The 16,849-nt window shown below is 51.0% G+C and carries 16 protein-coding genes; 11 read left to right on the top strand and 5 right to left on the bottom strand.

Features of this window, described 5'->3' with window-relative positions:
- The first annotated feature begins 14 nt into the window (after positions 1-14).
- On the top strand, positions 15-833 hold the full coding sequence (gene pstB, locus FCN78_RS10230) for a phosphate ABC transporter ATP-binding protein PstB (protein ID WP_069363270.1): 819 nt from the start codon (positions 15-17) through the stop codon (positions 831-833).
- Positions 834-843: 10 nt separating this feature from the next.
- Positions 844-1,551: a phosphate signaling complex protein PhoU gene (gene phoU / locus FCN78_RS10225; protein ID WP_046075027.1), complete on the top strand. Its 708-nt coding sequence runs from the start codon at positions 844-846 to the stop codon at positions 1,549-1,551.
- A 3-nt stretch (positions 1,552-1,554) separates the two neighbouring features.
- Here the strand turns inward: phoU and ppk2 are convergent, their stop codons facing one another.
- From ppk2 to FCN78_RS10210, 3 genes are all read right to left on the bottom strand, one after another.
- Positions 1,555-2,367 (bottom strand): polyphosphate kinase 2, encoded by an 813-nt coding sequence (gene ppk2 / locus FCN78_RS10220; RefSeq protein ID WP_077458513.1) that lies wholly within the window; start codon positions 2,365-2,367, stop codon positions 1,555-1,557.
- A 150-nt stretch (positions 2,368-2,517) separates the two neighbouring features.
- A complete protein-coding gene (locus FCN78_RS10215) occupies positions 2,518-3,258 on the bottom strand; it encodes a copper homeostasis protein CutC (protein WP_077659374.1) in 741 nt (246 codons plus the stop codon).
- 201 nt (positions 3,259-3,459) lie between these two features.
- Complete coding sequence (locus tag FCN78_RS10210) at positions 3,460-4,062, bottom strand: peroxiredoxin C (RefSeq protein ID WP_069363267.1); 603 nt, start codon at positions 4,060-4,062, stop codon at positions 3,460-3,462.
- A 143-nt stretch (positions 4,063-4,205) separates the two neighbouring features.
- Here FCN78_RS10210 and FCN78_RS10205 point away from each other — a divergent pair, with 143 nt between their 5' ends.
- From FCN78_RS10205 to aceA, 3 genes are all read left to right on the top strand, one after another.
- A complete protein-coding gene (locus tag FCN78_RS10205) occupies positions 4,206-5,120 on the top strand; it encodes a hydrogen peroxide-inducible genes activator (protein WP_069363266.1) in 915 nt (304 codons plus the stop codon).
- 503 nt (positions 5,121-5,623) lie between these two features.
- Positions 5,624-7,231: a malate synthase A gene (aceB, locus tag FCN78_RS10200; protein ID WP_077650344.1), complete on the top strand. Its 1,608-nt coding sequence runs from the start codon at positions 5,624-5,626 to the stop codon at positions 7,229-7,231.
- A 78-nt stretch (positions 7,232-7,309) separates the two neighbouring features.
- Positions 7,310-8,614: an isocitrate lyase gene (aceA, locus tag FCN78_RS10195; RefSeq protein ID WP_069363264.1), complete on the top strand. Its 1,305-nt coding sequence runs from the start codon at positions 7,310-7,312 to the stop codon at positions 8,612-8,614.
- Between the two features lie 58 nt (positions 8,615-8,672).
- On the opposite strand, the gene FCN78_RS10190 is transcribed toward aceA, so the two are convergent.
- Positions 8,673-9,113, bottom strand: coding sequence for a CBS domain-containing protein (locus FCN78_RS10190; protein ID WP_077484548.1), 441 nt, complete (start codon positions 9,111-9,113; stop codon positions 8,673-8,675).
- Between the two features lie 215 nt (positions 9,114-9,328).
- Between FCN78_RS10190 and queA the strand changes: the two genes are divergently transcribed.
- The 5 genes from queA (at position 9,329) to secF (ending at position 14,822) form a co-directional block, all read left to right on the top strand.
- A complete protein-coding gene (queA, locus tag FCN78_RS10185) occupies positions 9,329-10,381 on the top strand; it encodes a tRNA preQ1(34) S-adenosylmethionine ribosyltransferase-isomerase QueA (RefSeq protein ID WP_077659373.1) in 1,053 nt (350 codons plus the stop codon).
- A gap of 112 nt (positions 10,382-10,493) precedes the next feature.
- A complete protein-coding gene (gene tgt, locus FCN78_RS10180; RefSeq protein WP_069363261.1) occupies positions 10,494-11,615 on the top strand; it encodes a tRNA guanosine(34) transglycosylase Tgt in 1,122 nt (373 codons plus the stop codon).
- Between the two features lie 36 nt (positions 11,616-11,651).
- The gene (yajC, locus tag FCN78_RS10175; RefSeq protein WP_021022912.1) at positions 11,652-11,981 is read left to right on the top strand and encodes a preprotein translocase subunit YajC; all 330 of its coding nucleotides are present in this window, start codon (positions 11,652-11,654) and stop codon (positions 11,979-11,981) included.
- A 27-nt stretch (positions 11,982-12,008) separates the two neighbouring features.
- Positions 12,009-13,862, top strand: a complete 1,854-nt coding sequence (gene secD / locus FCN78_RS10170; RefSeq protein ID WP_069363260.1) for a protein translocase subunit SecD — start codon at positions 12,009-12,011, stop codon at positions 13,860-13,862.
- A gap of 12 nt (positions 13,863-13,874) precedes the next feature.
- Positions 13,875-14,822, top strand: coding sequence for a protein translocase subunit SecF (secF, locus tag FCN78_RS10165; RefSeq protein ID WP_069363259.1), 948 nt, complete (start codon positions 13,875-13,877; stop codon positions 14,820-14,822).
- A 155-nt stretch (positions 14,823-14,977) separates the two neighbouring features.
- Here the strand turns inward: secF and suhB are convergent, their stop codons facing one another.
- Positions 14,978-15,781 carry an inositol-1-monophosphatase gene (gene suhB, locus FCN78_RS10160; protein ID WP_077458523.1) on the bottom strand — a complete coding sequence of 268 codons (804 nt, stop codon included), beginning with the start codon at positions 15,779-15,781 and terminating at the stop codon, positions 14,978-14,980.
- A gap of 222 nt (positions 15,782-16,003) precedes the next feature.
- Between suhB and trmJ the strand changes: the two genes are divergently transcribed.
- Positions 16,004-16,768 (top strand): tRNA (cytosine(32)/uridine(32)-2'-O)-methyltransferase TrmJ, encoded by a 765-nt coding sequence (gene trmJ / locus FCN78_RS10155; RefSeq protein WP_077650347.1) that lies wholly within the window; start codon positions 16,004-16,006, stop codon positions 16,766-16,768.
- Positions 16,769-16,849 lie beyond the last annotated feature (81 nt).

The following is a 16,849-nucleotide window of genomic DNA, read 5'->3' as shown; positions in this document are numbered from 1 at the left end:
AAGGATCCCGCTCGATGTTTTCGATAACGCCACCCATAGGCTTAACGCCTAGCTTAGATTTGGGGAATTTGCCTGACGAGCAAACCGCGTTAGCCATTCGGGATCTCAATCTTTACTACGGATCGACCCAAGCGCTATTTGATATCAGTATGCGGATCCCGAAAGGGAAGGTCACCGCATTTATCGGGCCGTCTGGGTGTGGTAAATCGACATTACTACGATGCATTAATCGGATGAATGATTTGGTGGATGGCTGCCGTGTTCGAGGCGGAATTACCCTGCACGGACAAAATATCTATCACCGTGATGTGGATGTGCCAGCATTACGTCGCCAAGTAGGGATGGTGTTTCAACGCCCAAACCCGTTCCCCAAATCTGTCTATGAAAACGTGATCTTTGGATTACGCTTGCAGGGGATCAATGATCCTAGAACACTGGATGATGCGGTAGAGCGCTCGCTACGTGGCGCGGCATTGTGGGATGAGGTGAAAGATCGCCTCAATGACAATGCGTTTGGGTTGTCCAGTGGGCAACAACAACGGTTAGTGATTGCACGGGCGATCGCGATTGAGCCTGAGGTGCTATTGCTTGATGAGCCATCGTCGGCGTTGGATCCCATCTCAACCCTAACCATTGAAGAACTGATTAATGACTTAAAAAATCAGTATACGGTGGTGATTGTCACCCATAATATGCAGCAAGCGGCGCGGGTTTCGGATCAAACGGCGTTTATTAATATGGGGCGCTTGGTGGAATACGCGGATACCGATACCTTGTTTACCACCCCACAAAACAAACAAACCGAAGATTACATCACCGGGCGCTACGGATAAGGAGCAGGCCTTGGATAACCACAATATTAGCCGTCATATTTCTGGTCAGTTTAACGCAGAGCTTGAAGCCATTCGCACCCACGTGCTGGCAATGGGCGGCTTGGTTGAGCGTCAGCTAACCGATGCACTACGTGCCATGCATAATCAAGATGTGGAGCTTGCCCGCCATGTTATTCGTGAAGATCACAAAGTGAACGGCATGGAAGTGGCGATCGACGAGGCATGTACACGTATCATTGCTAAACGTCAGCCCACCGCGAGCGATTTGCGACTGGTGATGGCAATCATCAAGACCATCACGGATCTTGAGCGCATTGGTGATGTTGCTGACAGTATCGCTAAAATGGCATTGGATAACTCAAGCTACTCTCAGCAACCGTTTTTGGTATCACTCGAAGCCTTGGGTCAGCGCGCCGCTAAAATGCTGCACGATGTGTTAGACGCCTTTGCGCGTATGGACATTGATGCGGCCATGAAGGTCTATCGCAAAGATGACTCGTTAGACCGTGAATACGAGGGGATTTTGCGTCAGCTGATGACCTACATGATGGAAGATCCACGCTCGATTCCCAATGTGCTGAAAGTGATGTGGTCGGCCCGAGCCATTGAGCGAGTGGGCGATCGCTGTCAGAACATTTGTGAATACATCATCTATTTTGTCAAAGGCAAAGACGTTCGCCACATTCAAAAAGAGGAGCTGGAAAAGCTCCTCAAATAATCGCTACTTGTCATTTAACCAGTCACTAACGGCGTCTGGGACAAAGCTCTGGTCATGCAAAGGCATACGCACGTAACCTTCCTTATTGATTTCTGGCAGGGTTACTGCGGGGTAGTCAATTTCTTGGTAAGGGATTTGTGAGAGTAAGTGGGCGATACAATTGAGCCGAGCGTGTTTTTTGTTATCGGCTTCCACCACCCACCAAGGGCTTTCTTTGGTGTCGGTGTAGGCAAACATGCGGTCTTTGGCTTCACTGTATTGCACCCAACGACTACGAGACTCGAGATCCATTGGGCTGAATTTCCACCGCTTTATTGGGGTGTTAATCCGCTCCGCGAAGCGCTTTTCTTGCTCCTCGTCTGATACCGAGAACCAGTATTTTATTAAGATGATCCCGGAGCGGATCAACATACGCTCTAGCTCGGGACAGGTGCGAAGAAACTCTTCATATTCTTCATCGCTGCAAAAGTTCATGACTCGCTCGACACCGGCGCGGTTATACCAACTGCGGTCAAACAAGACAATTTCACCACCGGCGGGCAGGTGCTCAATGTAACGTTGAAAATACCACTGCGTGCGTTCGCGCTCTGTGGGCTTGTCTAGCGCGACCACGCGACAAACACGCGGGTTGAGCTTTTCGGTGATCCGTTTAATCACGCCGCCTTTACCGGCGGCATCGCGCCCTTCAAAAATGACCACCACTTTCAACTGCTCTTGCTTGACCCACTCTTGCAGCTTGACCAACTCAGTTTGTAATTCGGCTAGCTTTTTTTCGTAGTGTTTTTTGCTGATTTTTTGTGTTTTTTTATCCGACAAAGCCGATCTCCTTTTACCACAGCGATGGGGTTACGGTAGAAAACTCACTTTTCGGATGCAATGGATTCAAGCAGCGAAAGCGTATATCACTTCAAAAGACTAGAGCGGGTCACATTGCCATGTTGTTTGGTCACGACATTACACCGAGGTTTAAAAACGATTGGCAATGGCTTTGACGAGACGAACGCTTGCCGGATCGGTGATCGGATAACGGGCATCATCCCCATCGCCCATTGATGCATGTGAGTTTGATTGCATGACGCTTACTTGCTCGGTACGTGCAGATAAGTGGATTTCACGTACGCCAGTGTAGGCGAGCAACGCTTGTGCATTATCAGGGGTTACACCTGCGCCTGACATGATGGTCAATGAGGTATGGCGTGTGGCGTCTACCCACTGTTTGAGTGCCTCTTTGCCTTGTAAAGCGTTCGCCGCTTGCCCAGAGGTAAGAATCCGTTCAATCGCTGGGCGGGCAAGGATTGCGTCGAGCGCCGCGTGAGGGTCTTGGCAATGATCGAATGCGCGGTGGAACGTCACGCCCATTCCCTTTGCTTGGGCAAGCATGGCGTCTATCGCCGGTAGGTCGAGCTGACCGTTTGGCGTGAGTGCGCCGATCACCACGCCTGCACACCCGGCTTGGCGGGCGTTGGCAATATCCTGCAGCATCACTTCTATTTCTTCACTGGCATAGACGAAGTCGCCTTCTCGCGGCCGGATAATCGCATAAATAGGGATTCGTGCTTTTTGAGCGGCTTGTTGCATATAGCCATCACTCGGGGTTAAGCCACCGAGGCGCAGTGCGCTACACAGTTCAATCCGATCGGCGCCAGCGTGTTCGGCCAGCGATAATGAACGGATACTATCAATACAAACTTCAACCAAGACAGACATACCACCCCTTTGACGAAACGCACCGTGTCAGCATAGCTAAAACTATTGTGACAGGGTGAGGGGAAAACGCCTAGTGTTAGTTGGAAAGGGTTTGTTGGGAGAGAATCAGCCGATACGGTGAGGCGAGCAGATACAAAAAGGGCCCGGTTTGCCGGGCCTCATTATTGTCTCACATTATCCAGTGCGGGGCACTTGACCTTATTACAGGTCGTCAGTGTGCTCAGACAGGTATGCAGCAACACCTTCAGGAGATTCTGCCATACCCGCTTTACCTTCTTCCCACTGTGCAGGGCAAACTTCACCGTTTTTCTCGTGGAAGTTCAGTGCGTCAACCATGCGTAGCATTTCGTCGATGTTACGGCCTAGTGGTAGGTCGTTAACAACTTGGTGACGAACAACGCCTTCCTCGTCGATGAGGAAAGAACCACGGAAGGCAACGCCAGCTTCTGGGTGCTCAACGTCGTATGCTTTACAGATTTCGTGCTTAACGTCAGCAACCAGTGGGTATTTCACTGCGCCGATACCGCCGTCTTCGACAGCCGTTTTACGCCACGCGTTGTGTGAGAACTGAGAGTCGATAGACACACCGATAACCTCAACGCCTTTAGCTTGGAAGTCGCTCAGGCGCTTATCGAATGCGATCAGCTCTGATGGGCACACGAAAGTGAAGTCGAGTGGGTAGAAAAAGACAACCGCTTTTTTGCCTTTGGTGAACTCTTTCAGGTTGAAGTTATCAACGATTTCGCCATTGCCTAGTACGGCAGCGGCAGTAAAATCTGGTGCTTGACGACCTACGAGTACCATATCTCAGCTCCTAGTTTAAATGTTTTCCTGATAATCAGGTTCCTATATAAGCGAGACAAACTATAGCGAACTTGTTAGATTGAAAAAAGTGGAATTAATAGATTGTAATAATCGAAAAATACGATTGTTTAAAATATGACTGTATGAACAAATATCCGTCTTTAAAGCAGCTACACTATCTGGTTACCCTTTCCGAAACACGGCATTTTGGCGAAGCAGCCAAATTGTGTTTTGTCAGCCAGTCTACGTTGAGCGCGGGGATCCAAAACCTCGAGGATCTGATTGGTGCTCAGCTCATTGAGCGTGACAATAAAACCTTGGTACTCACAGGCATGGGCGAAGAGGTGGTGCGCCGTAGCCGAGAAATTCTAGCACGCAGCCAGGATTTGATGGAGCTAACGCAAGTTAAATCAGACCCTATGCACGGCAAAGTCCGGCTGGGTTGCATCCCCACCATTGCGCCTTTCTTGTTGTGTGATGTGGTTCAGCAGGTCAATCAACACTATCCCAATCTAGATTTGCTATTGCGCGAGGATACGACGGCGAACTTACTCACCGCGCTAAAACACGGCGAAATGGATATCCTTATTCTGGCTTTACCCATGGATATTGGCACCATGACTCGCCGCGTGGTGGGGCGGGATCCATTTAAAATGGTGATGAGCCAAAAGCAAGCTGCGCAGCTTGAGTTACCGATTGATTATGACGCCCTCCCCGATGAGTCTGTCTTCTTGCTTGAACGAGAACACTGCCTCACCGACCACGCGGTGTCTGCCTGTCAAATGACGGCCTCGCAGAAGATTAATCCTTTCATGGCGACCAGCTTACACACCTTGGTGCAAATGGTGGCCAACGGCAATGGTGTGACCTTTATACCGCAAATGGCAATTGATCATGGCTTGATTGATAACCTCGACGTGCATTTAGAAACGCCGCCGGGGGAAGCGGCCTACCGTGATATCGGGGTGGTCTGGCGTCCTTCTTCGAGTCGGATTGATACGTTCAACCAGCTCGCTGATCTGGTCGCAGAGCTACTTTCCCCAATAGCTAAGGAATAAAGAGACCAAAATGAGTGATTTAAACTGGTTTATCTACTTTATATCAGCATTATCATCTATTTTAACCTTGCCAAAACGACGCTGAAGCCGTTGGATTATTATCACGAAAAAAGCAGCATCTAGGGGAGCGGCTTTTTGCTTTTTTTCCTAAGAGATTGAAATTATTTTGCTTTTTTACTTTTTCACGAGAAGGTGAAGTGCGCGATATGTAATTTAATTACGTAACTGATTACAAGGTGGTGACAAAATTATGATCCCAGTAGCAGTGTTATATCATTCTGCTGATAGGCATAAAAAAGCACATTCGAGCTTATGCTCTAATTTTTTAACTGTTTGTTTATATGCACTTTTTTGTCTTTGTCTTACCGTTTTGTTTTGACCTTTGGTTGATTTTTACGCGAATGTGAGCCAACGTAATAACTCAAGCGCTGCACGAGAGCCCAAGAGCGTGTAGTGAAAAGAGTGTTGTGATTGGATTACAAATGATAAGCCAGGGAGGCGATATGACGGAAGCGTGCTCAACCTTACGCGAATCGTTGGTGATTAACGAGACAGTCACCGAAGAGCAGGCAGAAATCTTAACCGAGGATGCATTGTGCTTTTTAGCCAGTCTCGCTGAGCGGTATGCGGCGCGTATCCCTACGCTTTTAGCAGCGCGTGAAGCACGTCAACAACGTATTGATGCGGGAGCGCTGCCCGACTTTCTACCGGAGACGCAATCGATTCGCCAAAGCGACTGGACCATCCGTGGCATTCCCAAGGATTTACAAGATCGGCGGCTAGAAATTACCGGACCGGTAGAGCGGAAGATGGTAATCAATGCACTTAACGCCAACGTGAAAGTTTTCATGGCGGACTTTGAAGACTCCTTTTCGCCAGCATGGCCACAAGTGGTAGAAGGCCAGCGTAATTTGCGCGATGCCGTCAATGGCACCATCAGTTATCAGCACCCAGAAACTGGCAAGCGCTACCAGCTGAATGACAACCCTGCGCGTCTTATCTGCCGTGTGCGTGGCTTGCACCTGACCGAAAAACACGTGATGTGGCAAGGTAAGCCGATTCCCGGGGCTTTGTTCGACTTCGCCCTGTACTTTTTCCATAACTACCGTCGTTTACTCGAGACGGGATCGGGGCCTTATTTCTACCTACCTAAGTTACAGGCTTATCAGGAAGCAGCCTGGTGGAGCGAGGTGTTTTCCTTTGCCGAAGACGAGTTTGGTCTGAGCCGTGGCACCATTAAGGCAACTGTGCTGATTGAAACCCTGCCTGCCGTGTTTGAGATGGATGAGATCCTGTATCACCTCCGTGACCATATCGTCGCCCTTAACTGCGGCCGCTGGGACTATATCTTTAGCTATATCAAAACGCTGCGCAATCACCCGGATCGTGTGTTGCCTGATCGCCAAGTGGTGACCATGGATAAGCCTTTCCTTAACGCTTACTCGCGTCTGTTGGTCAAAACCTGCCATAAGCGTGGTGCGTTGGCGATGGGCGGTATGGCTGCCTTTATTCCCAGCAAAGACCCGGCTGAAAATCAGCAGGTACTGGACAAAATTGAAAAGGATAAAACCTTAGAAGCTGATAACGGTCACGATGGCACCTGGATTGCGCACCCAGGCCTGGCAGACACGGCTAAAGCGATTTTTGACCGCGCACTTGGCGATAAGCCAAATCAGCTAGCGGTCACCCGCGAGCAAGACGCTGAGATCACGGCGGCTGACTTGCTAGCGCCTTGCGAGGGTGAACGCACTGAGGCCGGTATGCGACATAATATCCGTGTCGCGGTGCAGTACATTGAAGCGTGGATATCGGGTAACGGCTGTGTGCCTATCTATGGCCTGATGGAAGATGCGGCTACAGCTGAAATCTCACGTGCGTCGATTTGGCAATGGATTAAACATCAAAAACCACTGAGCAATGGCAAGGTGGTGACCAAGGAACTATTCACACAGTACCTTGGTGAGGAAATGACGGTGCTGGAAAAAGAGCTGGGGGCAGCGCGCTTTGCGCAAGGCCAATACCAGCAGGCCGCCACCTTGATGGCTGAGCTCACGACCAGTGATGAGCTGGTCAACTTCTTAACCTTGCCAGGTTATGAGTATTTGCCGTAATGGGCATGGAAGCACAATAACAAATATGGAATGACAGTAAGGGGCTGGTAAAGCCCTACTAACAAAGAGGAATGGAACATGACTTTGACTCGCCAACAACAAATCGCTGAACTGGAAAAGGATTGGGCGGAAAACCCGCGTTGGAAACAGGTTAAACGCCCCTATACGGCTGAAGAAGTGGTCAACATGCGTGGCTCGTTTGTGCCGGAGAATACGATCGCCAAGCGTGGTGCTGCCAAACTATGGGATTTGGTCAACGGCAGTGCGAAAAAAGGCTACGTGAACTGCTTGGGCGCGTTGACAGGCGGTCAAGCGGTACAGCAAGCCAAAGCGGGTATTGAGGCGGTTTATCTATCCGGTTGGCAGGTGGCGGCGGATAACAATACCGCCTCAAGCATGTATCCAGACCAATCACTGTATCCGGTCGACTCTGTTCCCGCTGTCGTTAAGCGCATTAACAATGCCTTTCGCCGCGCCGACCAGATTCAGTGGTCAAAAGGCAGTTCGCCAGAGGAGGGCACGGATTACTTCTTGCCGATTGTGGCCGATGCCGAAGCAGGCTTTGGTGGCGTGCTTAACGCCTACGAGCTGATGCGCAACATGATTGAGGCTGGCGCGGCAGGCGTGCACTTTGAAGACCAGCTCGCGTCAGTGAAAAAATGTGGCCACATGGGCGGAAAAGTATTGGTGCCAACCCAAGAGGCGGTACAAAAATTGGTGGCGGCGCGCTTAGCCGCGGATGTGGCGGGCACCGATACGCTGGTGATTGCACGTACTGATGCCAACGCCGCGGATCTATTGACCTCAGATTGCGACCCATACGACAAGGACTTCATCGTTGGTGAGCGCACAGCCGAAGGCTTTTATCGCGTGCGCCCTGGGATTGAGCAAGCCATTTCGCGCGGCCTAGCCTATGCGCCTTATGCCGATTTGATTTGGTGCGAGACCGCGAAACCGGACTTGGAAGAAGCACGACAGTTTGCTGAAGCTATTCATGCTCAGTACCCAGACCAGCTTCTGGCTTATAACTGTTCACCGTCTTTCAATTGGGAGAAAAACCTGGATGCAGAGACGATCGCACGCTTCCAGCAAGAGCTGTCAGACATGGGCTACAAGTACCAGTTCATTACCTTAGCGGGTATTCATAACATGTGGTACAACATGTTCGACTTGGCGCATGCTTATGCGCAAGGTGAGGGCATGCGTCACTATGTTGAAAAGGTTCAGCGCCCCGAGTTCGCTGCCGCTGAGCATGGCTATACCTTTGTCGCACACCAACAAGAGGTGGGCACCGGGTATTTTGATCAAATGACCAATATTATCCAAGGTGGCCAGTCATCGGTGACGGCATTGACGGGCTCGACGGAAGAAGATCAGTTCTAGTCAGGCGATACCCGTTATCAACCTCATAAAAAGGGAGTTTCGCACTCCCTTTTTTAATTTACTCGCCTTCTTCAACCGGTTCACTTTCTTCTTGGATCTCGAGTAGTGTCGACGCGATGGCGACAAAATCACTGTCGGTGATGATCCCAACTAAACGTTGGTGTTTCACTACCGGCAAACAGCCTATTTTACGCTCTAACATGGTTAGCGCTGCCGCTCGTAAGGATGCGCCAGGATCGACCGTGACCAGTTGCCGCTCGATAAAGTGTGATAGGGGGGTATGGATCTGGTGATCGCCATTGGTGGTCTTGCCCAGTGATGAGGCTTGCGCTGATAGCACATCTCTTTGTGTGACCAGTCCTAACAAACGCTCATCATCATCCACAATAGGGAGATGGCGGAAGCGCTCGGCGCGCATTAAACGGTGGGCATCGTCAAGTGTGTGGTCAGGGCTAAGCGTATGTGGATGCCGGGTCATCATATCATCAACAACAAACATGGCACCTCCTTGTCGTCAGTACACAGGGTTACTTTTACTGTAGTGCAGTTGTGCTAGGTTAGACGTGATATGCATCAAGATAACGACGTGCATCGAGGCAAACGTGGAGCCCAAGGGTACCAGTGTAAACCATGCCTGAATCAAGCTTACAGCTTGCTTGATCTTCACGGTGGGCTACCTATACTAGCGGCCTGCTTTTTATCTAGGCAAAGGTCATGCAATTATCCGATTTTCACTTTGAACTCCCTGATGAGTTGATTGCGCGCTATCCGCAACCGGATCGCAGCGCGAGCCGCTTGCTCTCGCTCGATGGCACCAGCGGCGAGGTGGTACATCGTCAGTTTAAAGACATCCTCGAGCTGGTTGAGCCGGGTGATCTGATGGTGTTCAACAATACGCGCGTGATCCCGGCGCGCGTGTATGGGCGCAAAGCCTCAGGCGGAAAAATTGAGGTGCTGGTGGAGCGTGTGCTCGACGAGCAGCGCTTCCTTGCTCATGTGCGTGCCTCTAAAGCTCCGAAACCCGGGGCTGAGCTTTTCCTCGGCGATGAGGGACAAGTCGCGGCTCAGATGGTGGCACGCCATGATGCTCTGTTCGAAATCCAGCTAAACAGCGATAAAGGCGTGGTAGATACGCTTAACGACATCGGCCATATGCCGTTGCCGCCATACATCGACCGCCCTGATGAGGACAGTGATAAAGAGCGCTATCAGACGGTGTATGGCGAGAAGCCAGGAGCGGTGGCAGCGCCCACCGCGGGGCTACACTTTGATGATGCCGTCATGGCAGCGCTTAAAGAAAAAGGCGTTAATATCGCCTTTGTTACCCTGCATGTCGGTGCGGGCACATTCCAGCCGGTTCGGGTCGACAACATTGAAGAGCACACCATGCATGCTGAGTATGCTGAAGTGCCGCAAGAGGTGGTTGATGCGGTCAATCAAACACGAGCACAAGGTAAGCGGGTGATTGCGGTGGGAACCACCTCGGTGCGTTCACTGGAAAGTGCGGCACAGGCGGCCAAGCAAAAAGGTGAGCCACTGTCCCCGTTTTTTAATGACACCCAGATTTTTATCTATCCAGGGTATGAATGGCAGCTAGTGGATGTATTGGTGACCAATTTCCACCTGCCGGAATCCACCTTGATTATGTTGGTCAGTGCCTTTGCCGGTTACCAACACACCATGGCGGCTTATCGTGCCGCGGTTGAAGCGCGCTATCGCTTTTTCAGCTATGGCGATGCCATGTTTATTACCCGTCAGCACAACTGACGACAGAATGAGGACACGGGCTCTCATGCCTGTGTGCGCTATGCTTGCGGCAGGGTCAATCTGTTAGCATAAGACACACGCCAGACTGTTTCTCTGGCACTGAGGAGGATTCGTGGAATACGAACTGAAAAAAACCGACGGACGCGCTCGCCGTGGCCGCTTAATTTTTGAACGCGGCACGGTAGAAACCCCGGCTTTTATGCCGGTAGGCACCTATGGCACCGTTAAAGGGATGACGCCTGAAGAAGTGAAAGGGACGGGCGCGGAGATCCTATTAGGGAACACTTTCCACCTGTGGCTACGCCCTGGTCAGGAAATTATGCGACTGCACGGGGATTTGCATGACTTTATGCAGTGGCACGGCCCTATTTTGACCGACTCAGGCGGTTTCCAAGTGTTCAGTTTGGGCGATATCCGCAAAATCACCGAAGAAGGGGTGCACTTTCGCAACCCAGTGAACGGTGATCGCATCTTTATGGACGCGGAAAAATCGATGGAAATCCAATATGACTTGGGTTCAGACATCGTGATGATTTTTGATGAGTGTACGCCGTATCCTGCGACACACGCCGAAGCGAAAAAGTCGATGGAAATGTCATTGCGCTGGGCAAAACGTAGCCGCAATCATTTCGACAAACTAGGTAACAAAAATGCCTTGTTTGGGATTGTACAAGGCGGTGTCTACGAGGACTTGCGTGATGTGTCGGTAGAAGGCCTTACCGAGATCGGTTTTGATGGGTATGCCGTCGGCGGACTCGCGGTCGGGGAACCCAAAGAAGACATGCACCGTATCTTGGAGCACACTTGCCCGCAGCTGCCAGAAGATAAGCCTCGCTATCTGATGGGCGTAGGAAAACCTGAAGATTTGGTCGAAGGTGTTCGTCGCGGCGTCGACATGTTTGATTGCGTGATGCCGACACGAAATGCACGTAATGGCCACTTGTTTATTACTGGCGGTGTGATCAAGATCCGTAATGCGAAACATAAAAGTGATACCTCGCCTTTGGATCCTGAGTGTGACTGTTACACTTGCCGCCACTACAGCCGTGCTTACCTCTACCATTTAGACCGCTGTAATGAGATCCTAGGCGCGCGACTCAATACTATCCACAACTTGCGCTATTATCAGCGTGTAATGGAAGGTTTGCGTAACGCGATTGACGAAGGTAGATTAGATGCCTTTGTAGCGGATTTCTACGCGCGTCGTGGCAAGGAAGTGCCGCCGCTCGATTAATTTCGAATTCAACAACTAGAACGAGGACGTGATTGAATGTTTATCTCACAAGCTCACGCAGCCGCTGAAGCCGGACCACAAGGTGGCGGAATGCAGCTTTTTATCATGCTTGGTCTCTTTGCGGTGATTTTTTACTTTATGATCTACCGCCCGCAATCTAAGCGTGTCAAAGAGCACAAAAACCTGATGGCATCTATGAGCAAAGGGGACGAAGTGCTAACTGGCGGTGGTCTAGTGGGTAAGATCACTCAAATCGCTGAAGACAATGACTTTATTGTGATTGCGCTCAACGATAATAACGAAGTAACCATCAAAAAAGACTTCGTGACGGCAGTACTGCCGAAAGGTACTATCCAGTCTCTCTAATTCTCGCAACCATAAAGGATGCATGCTGTGCTAAACCGTTATCCTTTGTGGAAGTACATCATGGTGCTAATAACACTGGTTATTGGCATCGTGTATGCACTTCCCAATTTATACGGTGAAGATCCAGCAGTACAAATTTCCGGGGCGCGTGGCGCCTCGGTAGATATGACTGCGTTGGACTCCATCAAACAGACCCTCGAATCGAACGACCTTTCCTACCAATCCATTGCGCTCGAAGACGGTACCGTCTTAGCCCGCTTTAAAGACACGGAAGCACAAATCGGCGCCCGTGATGCCTTGATGTCGCGTTTCGACAGTGATGATTATGTGGTCGCCTTAAACTTAGCGCCTGCAACGCCATCGTGGCTGGATACGCTGGGGGCCACCCCGATGAAGCTTGGCCTCGACCTACGTGGCGGCGTGCACTTCCTGATGGAAGTGGACATGGATGCAGCATTAGAAAAGCTGATCACCCAACAAGAAGACAGCTTCCGCACAGACTTACGTGAAGCGCGTATTCGTTATCGTGGCTTGCGTGTAGAAGATAATACCCGCGTCGTGGTAAATCTGCGTAATGCCGAAGACACCAATAAAGCGCTAGAGCTGCTCTCGAACAACTACCTCGACATGAACTTTTCTGTCGATGAAGATGAAGGGCGATTAGCCGCGGTATACAAAGAAGAGCGACTCAAAGAGATTCGCAATTACGCGGTGGCGCAAAACATTACCATTCTGCGTAATCGTGTTAATGAGCTGGGTGTGGCCGAGCCTTTGGTTCAACGCCAAGGTGCAAGCCGTATTGTGGTTGAGCTTCCTGGCGTGCAGGATACAGCGCGAGCAAAAGAAATCCTTGGCGCGACCGCGACCTTGGAATTCCGCGAAGTGGATCAAGACGCTGACCTATCTGCCGCCATGGCGGGTCGTGTACCGCCAGGCAGTGAGCTGATGCGTACTCGTGATGGCCGTCCCGCCGTGCTGAAAAAGCGCGTCATTTTGACCGGCTCACACATTACTGACGCCAGCTCGTCACGCGACGAATACAGCCGTCCTCAAGTTAATATCTCGCTCGACAGCGAGGGCGGTGACAAAATGGCCGACTTCAGCAAGCGCAATATTGGTGAGCTGATGGCGACGGTATTCGCTGAATACAAAGACAGCGGCGAGCGTGATGAAGACGGCAAAGTGATCTTGGAAAAACACGAAGAAGTGATTAACCAAGCCACGATCCAGTCCGCTTTGGGACGTAACTTCCGTATTACCGGTATCGACTCTGCCGCTGAAGCTCACAACTTGGCGCTACTGCTGCGTGCGGGGGCCTTGATTGCGCCTATCTCGATTGTTGAAGAGCGCACCATTGGTCCATCAATGGGTCAGCAAAATATCAACATGGGTGTGCAAGCCTGTATCTGGGGCTTGGTGGCGGTGATGATCTTTACCTTGATTTACTATCGTCGCTTTGGTCTTTTTGCCAACTGTGCCTTGCTCGCCAATATCATATTGATCATCGGTATTATGTCTCTGATCCCAGGGGCGACCATGACATTGCCTGGTATTGCCGGTATCGTCTTGACCGTGGGGATGGCGGTCGACGCCAACGTGCTGATTTTTGAACGTATTCGTGAAGAAATTCACGAAGGCCGTAATCCTCAACATGCAATCGACCGTGGTTATTCTAACGCGTTTAGTACCATCGCCGATGCCAATATCACCACGCTGATCACCGCAATCATCTTGTTTGCTGTAGGAACGGGCGCGATAAAAGGCTTCGCGGTGACACTGTCGATCGGTATTTTGACCTCGATGTTTACCGCCATCATTGGTACGCGTGCACTGGTTAACCTGGTGTACGGTGGTAAGCGCGTCAAGAAACTGTCGATTTAAGGGAGTCCAAGCATGTTTCAAATATTTAAACCGGACATGTCGATCAACTTTATGCGTTGGTCTAAATTGGCCTTCGTGTTGTCCATCGCCATGATTGCCGCGTCTGTGGTGACCCTATCCACTAAGTGGTTAAACTGGGGGCTCGACTTTACCGGCGGTACCTTGATTGAAGTGGGCTTTGAACAGCCCGCTGACTTACCGCAGATTCGTGAGTCACTGGCGGCTGACGGTTTCGATGATGCCGTGGTACAAAACTTCGGTAGTGCCACTGATGTGATGGTGCGCCTGCGTCCGCGTGATGACATGGAAGGTGAGAACCTTGGTAACGAGGTGCTCAATGCCATCAAAGCAGGTACGGGTGACCAGGTAGAAATGCGCCGCATCGAGTTTGTCGGCCCGAACGTGGGTGACGAGCTGACCGAAGCGGGTGGGTTGGCGATCATCATCGCACTGGTTTGTATCCTGATCTACGTGTCGTTCCGTTTCGAGTGGCGTTTGGCCGCGGGCGCGGTGATGGCACTGGCGCACGATGTGATCATTACCTTGGGGATTTTCTCCTTATTCCAAGTCGAAGTGGACTTGACCATCGTCGCTGCGTTGCTGACGGTGGTGGGGTACTCGTTGAACGATACCATCGTGGTGTTCGACCGTATTCGTGAAAACTTCCGTAAGCTGCGTAAAGGCGAGTCAGATGAAATCATTAATGCGTCTGTCTCTCAGACGCTAAGCCGAACCACCATCACCTCGGGCACCACATTATTTGTGGTGATTGCCCTGTTCACCTTGGGTGGAACCATGATCCACGGCTTTGCGATGGCCTTGCTGATTGGTATCACCGTGGGTACCTACTCTTCAATCTATGTGGCGTCCGCACTGGCATTGAAGTTGGGAATTGCACGCGAGCACCTCTTGGTGCCAGAAGTGGAAAAAGAAGGGCAAGAATTCGACGCGATGCCTTAATACGCTCGCCCTGCCCGCATGATGGTGGGGCGATGTTTCTATTATCGGCGTGAAGCGCTCAACAGGGTGCGTGTCTCAAAGAGGCAGTCGGTGATTTGAATGCATAAAAAAAGCGACGCTCATCGAGCGTCGCTTTTTATTCCCAGAGGGGATCATTATTTTTTCATCGACTCAGGCGCGTTTTCACGTACTTTGGCCAGCATGCCTTTTACCACACGTGGCGCGCCGCTTACCACGTTACCGCTACGCATGTAGTCGGTACCACCGTTAAAGTCGGTACAAATCGCGCCCGCTTCGCGAGCAATCAATTCGCCTGCCGCGATATCCCAAGGCTTAAGGCCAAGCTCAAAAAAGCCATCGACACGGCCCGCGGCTACATAGCAAAGATCGAGTGCGGCCGAACCAGTGCGACGGAAGTCAGCACAATCGACAAACAACGCGCTCACAACTGCCATAAAGCCTTCAGCATGTTGCTTAGCTTTGAAAGGGAAGCCCGTTGCTAGGATGGTGCCGTCCAGCTCTTTGGCGCTGCCGGTACGAATACGCTTGTTGTTGAGTTGCGCGCCAGAACCACGTTGTGCGGTGAACAGCTCATTACGGATAGGATCGTAAACGCAGCCGATCTCAGTGCGGCCTTTAATGCGCACCGCGATAGACACGCTGAAGTGCGGAAAGTCGTTAACGAAGTTGGTGGTGCCATCCAGTGGGTCGATGATCCATTGATAGTCGCTATCTTTCCCTTCAGCCACGCCTGACTCTTCGCCAACAATGGTGTGGTCCGGGTAGGACTTTTTGATGATGTCGATGATGATTTGTTCCGCACCTTTATCGACGTTAGTGACAAAGTCATTGCTGCCTTTTTGTGCGGTTTCGATGTTGTCTCTGTTTTCTGCAGATTTAGCGATAAAATCGCCAGCCTTCCGTGCAGCACGGACGGCGATGTTTAGCATCGGATGCATACGGTTTTCCCAACGGATGTTAAAGAACGAAAGCGGGGCGGAGTATAACAGAGCCAGAGCAAAAGGAAAGTGGGTATTTTTTGACCGCGGCCATGTCCGTGAAGCGACGCGACACGCTTAGCTGAGAAGTATTATCGATTGCACTGTGATAAACTGCGCAGATCTGACAGACACCTGCTCGCCCCACCAAGGGGGCACAGCGTAAGAGACGAAAACAACATCATGCTAGATCAAATCCGCGTCGTATTGGTGGGAACCTCCCATTCCGGAAATATTGGCTCAGCCGCGAGGGCAATGAAAGTCATGGGGCTTAGCAATATGACCCTCGTCGCGCCTGACTGTGACGTGGATGGCCAAGCCATTGCGTTAGCAGCTGGTGCCAGTGATATCGCCAACAATGCGCGGGTGGTCGGGACCTTAGAAGAGGCAGTAGCAGACTGTGGTCTTGTGGTGGGAACCAGTGCCAGAAGCCGGACACTTGAGTGGCCGATGCTGGATGCGCGCGAATGCGGTAAAAAGGCCGTGGAAGAAGCCAGTACTCACCCGGTGGCGATTGTCTTTGGTCGCGAGCGGACAGGCTTGACCAATGAAGAGCTGCAGACCTGCCATTATCATGTGTCGATTCCGTCCAACCCCGATTACAGCTCGCTAAACCTCGCGATGGCGGTACAAACCCTGTGCTATGAAATGCGCGTCGCTTGGTTAGACAGCCAAGCCTATCAAGGCCCCACGCTTGAACAAACCTACCCGTTAAATGAAGAGCTTGCACGGTTTTATCAGCACCTGGAAACCGTACTGACCAAGACCGGATTTATTCGTACTCAGCATCCCGGGATGGTAATGACCAAGTTACGTCGGCTCTTTAACCGCGCGCGACTAGAGAGCCAAGAGTTAAATATTTTACGGGGTGTGCTGTCATCTATCGAAAAAGTGACCCAACAAGCGGCATCGAGCGAGCAAAATACCGATAATCATCGCGCTCAGTGATCCTTTCAACCGAGCATGCGTAACTTAGGGTGAAAACCTGACAAAAATACTCAGGTAAATACTTGACCAAATTACTCAGGT

The sequence above is a fragment of the Salinivibrio kushneri genome, assembly GCF_005280275.1.
In the GTDB taxonomy this organism is placed as follows: Bacteria; Pseudomonadota; Gammaproteobacteria; order Enterobacterales; family Vibrionaceae; genus Salinivibrio; species Salinivibrio kushneri.
Note: the sequence above shows the minus strand (reverse complement) of the source record. Positions and strands in the feature narration are given on the sequence as shown.

Excerpts from the sequence above, each read along its gene's own strand:
- suhB (WP_077458523.1), bottom strand. The coding sequence starts at position 15,781 with ATGCATCCGATGCTAAACATCGCCGTCCGTGCTGCACGGAAGGCTGGC.
- FCN78_RS10205 (WP_069363266.1), top strand. The coding sequence starts at position 4,206 with ATGAACAAATATCCGTCTTTAAAGCAGCTACACTATCTGGTTACCCTT.
- FCN78_RS10210 (WP_069363267.1), bottom strand. The coding sequence starts at position 4,062 with ATGGTACTCGTAGGTCGTCAAGCACCAGATTTTACTGCCGCTGCCGTA.
- FCN78_RS10215 (WP_077659374.1), bottom strand. The coding sequence starts at position 3,258 with ATGTCTGTCTTGGTTGAAGTTTGTATTGATAGTATCCGTTCATTATCG.
- aceA (WP_069363264.1), top strand. The coding sequence starts at position 7,310 with ATGACTTTGACTCGCCAACAACAAATCGCTGAACTGGAAAAGGATTGG.
- queA (WP_077659373.1), top strand. The coding sequence starts at position 9,329 with ATGCAATTATCCGATTTTCACTTTGAACTCCCTGATGAGTTGATTGCG.
- secF (WP_069363259.1), top strand. The coding sequence starts at position 13,875 with ATGTTTCAAATATTTAAACCGGACATGTCGATCAACTTTATGCGTTGG.
- FCN78_RS10190 (WP_077484548.1), bottom strand. The coding sequence starts at position 9,113 with ATGTTTGTTGTTGATGATATGATGACCCGGCATCCACATACGCTTAGC.
- yajC (WP_021022912.1), top strand. The coding sequence starts at position 11,652 with ATGTTTATCTCACAAGCTCACGCAGCCGCTGAAGCCGGACCACAAGGT.
- pstB (WP_069363270.1), top strand. The coding sequence starts at position 15 with ATGTTTTCGATAACGCCACCCATAGGCTTAACGCCTAGCTTAGATTTG.
- trmJ (WP_077650347.1), top strand. The coding sequence starts at position 16,004 with ATGCTAGATCAAATCCGCGTCGTATTGGTGGGAACCTCCCATTCCGGA.
- aceB (WP_077650344.1), top strand. The coding sequence starts at position 5,624 with ATGACGGAAGCGTGCTCAACCTTACGCGAATCGTTGGTGATTAACGAG.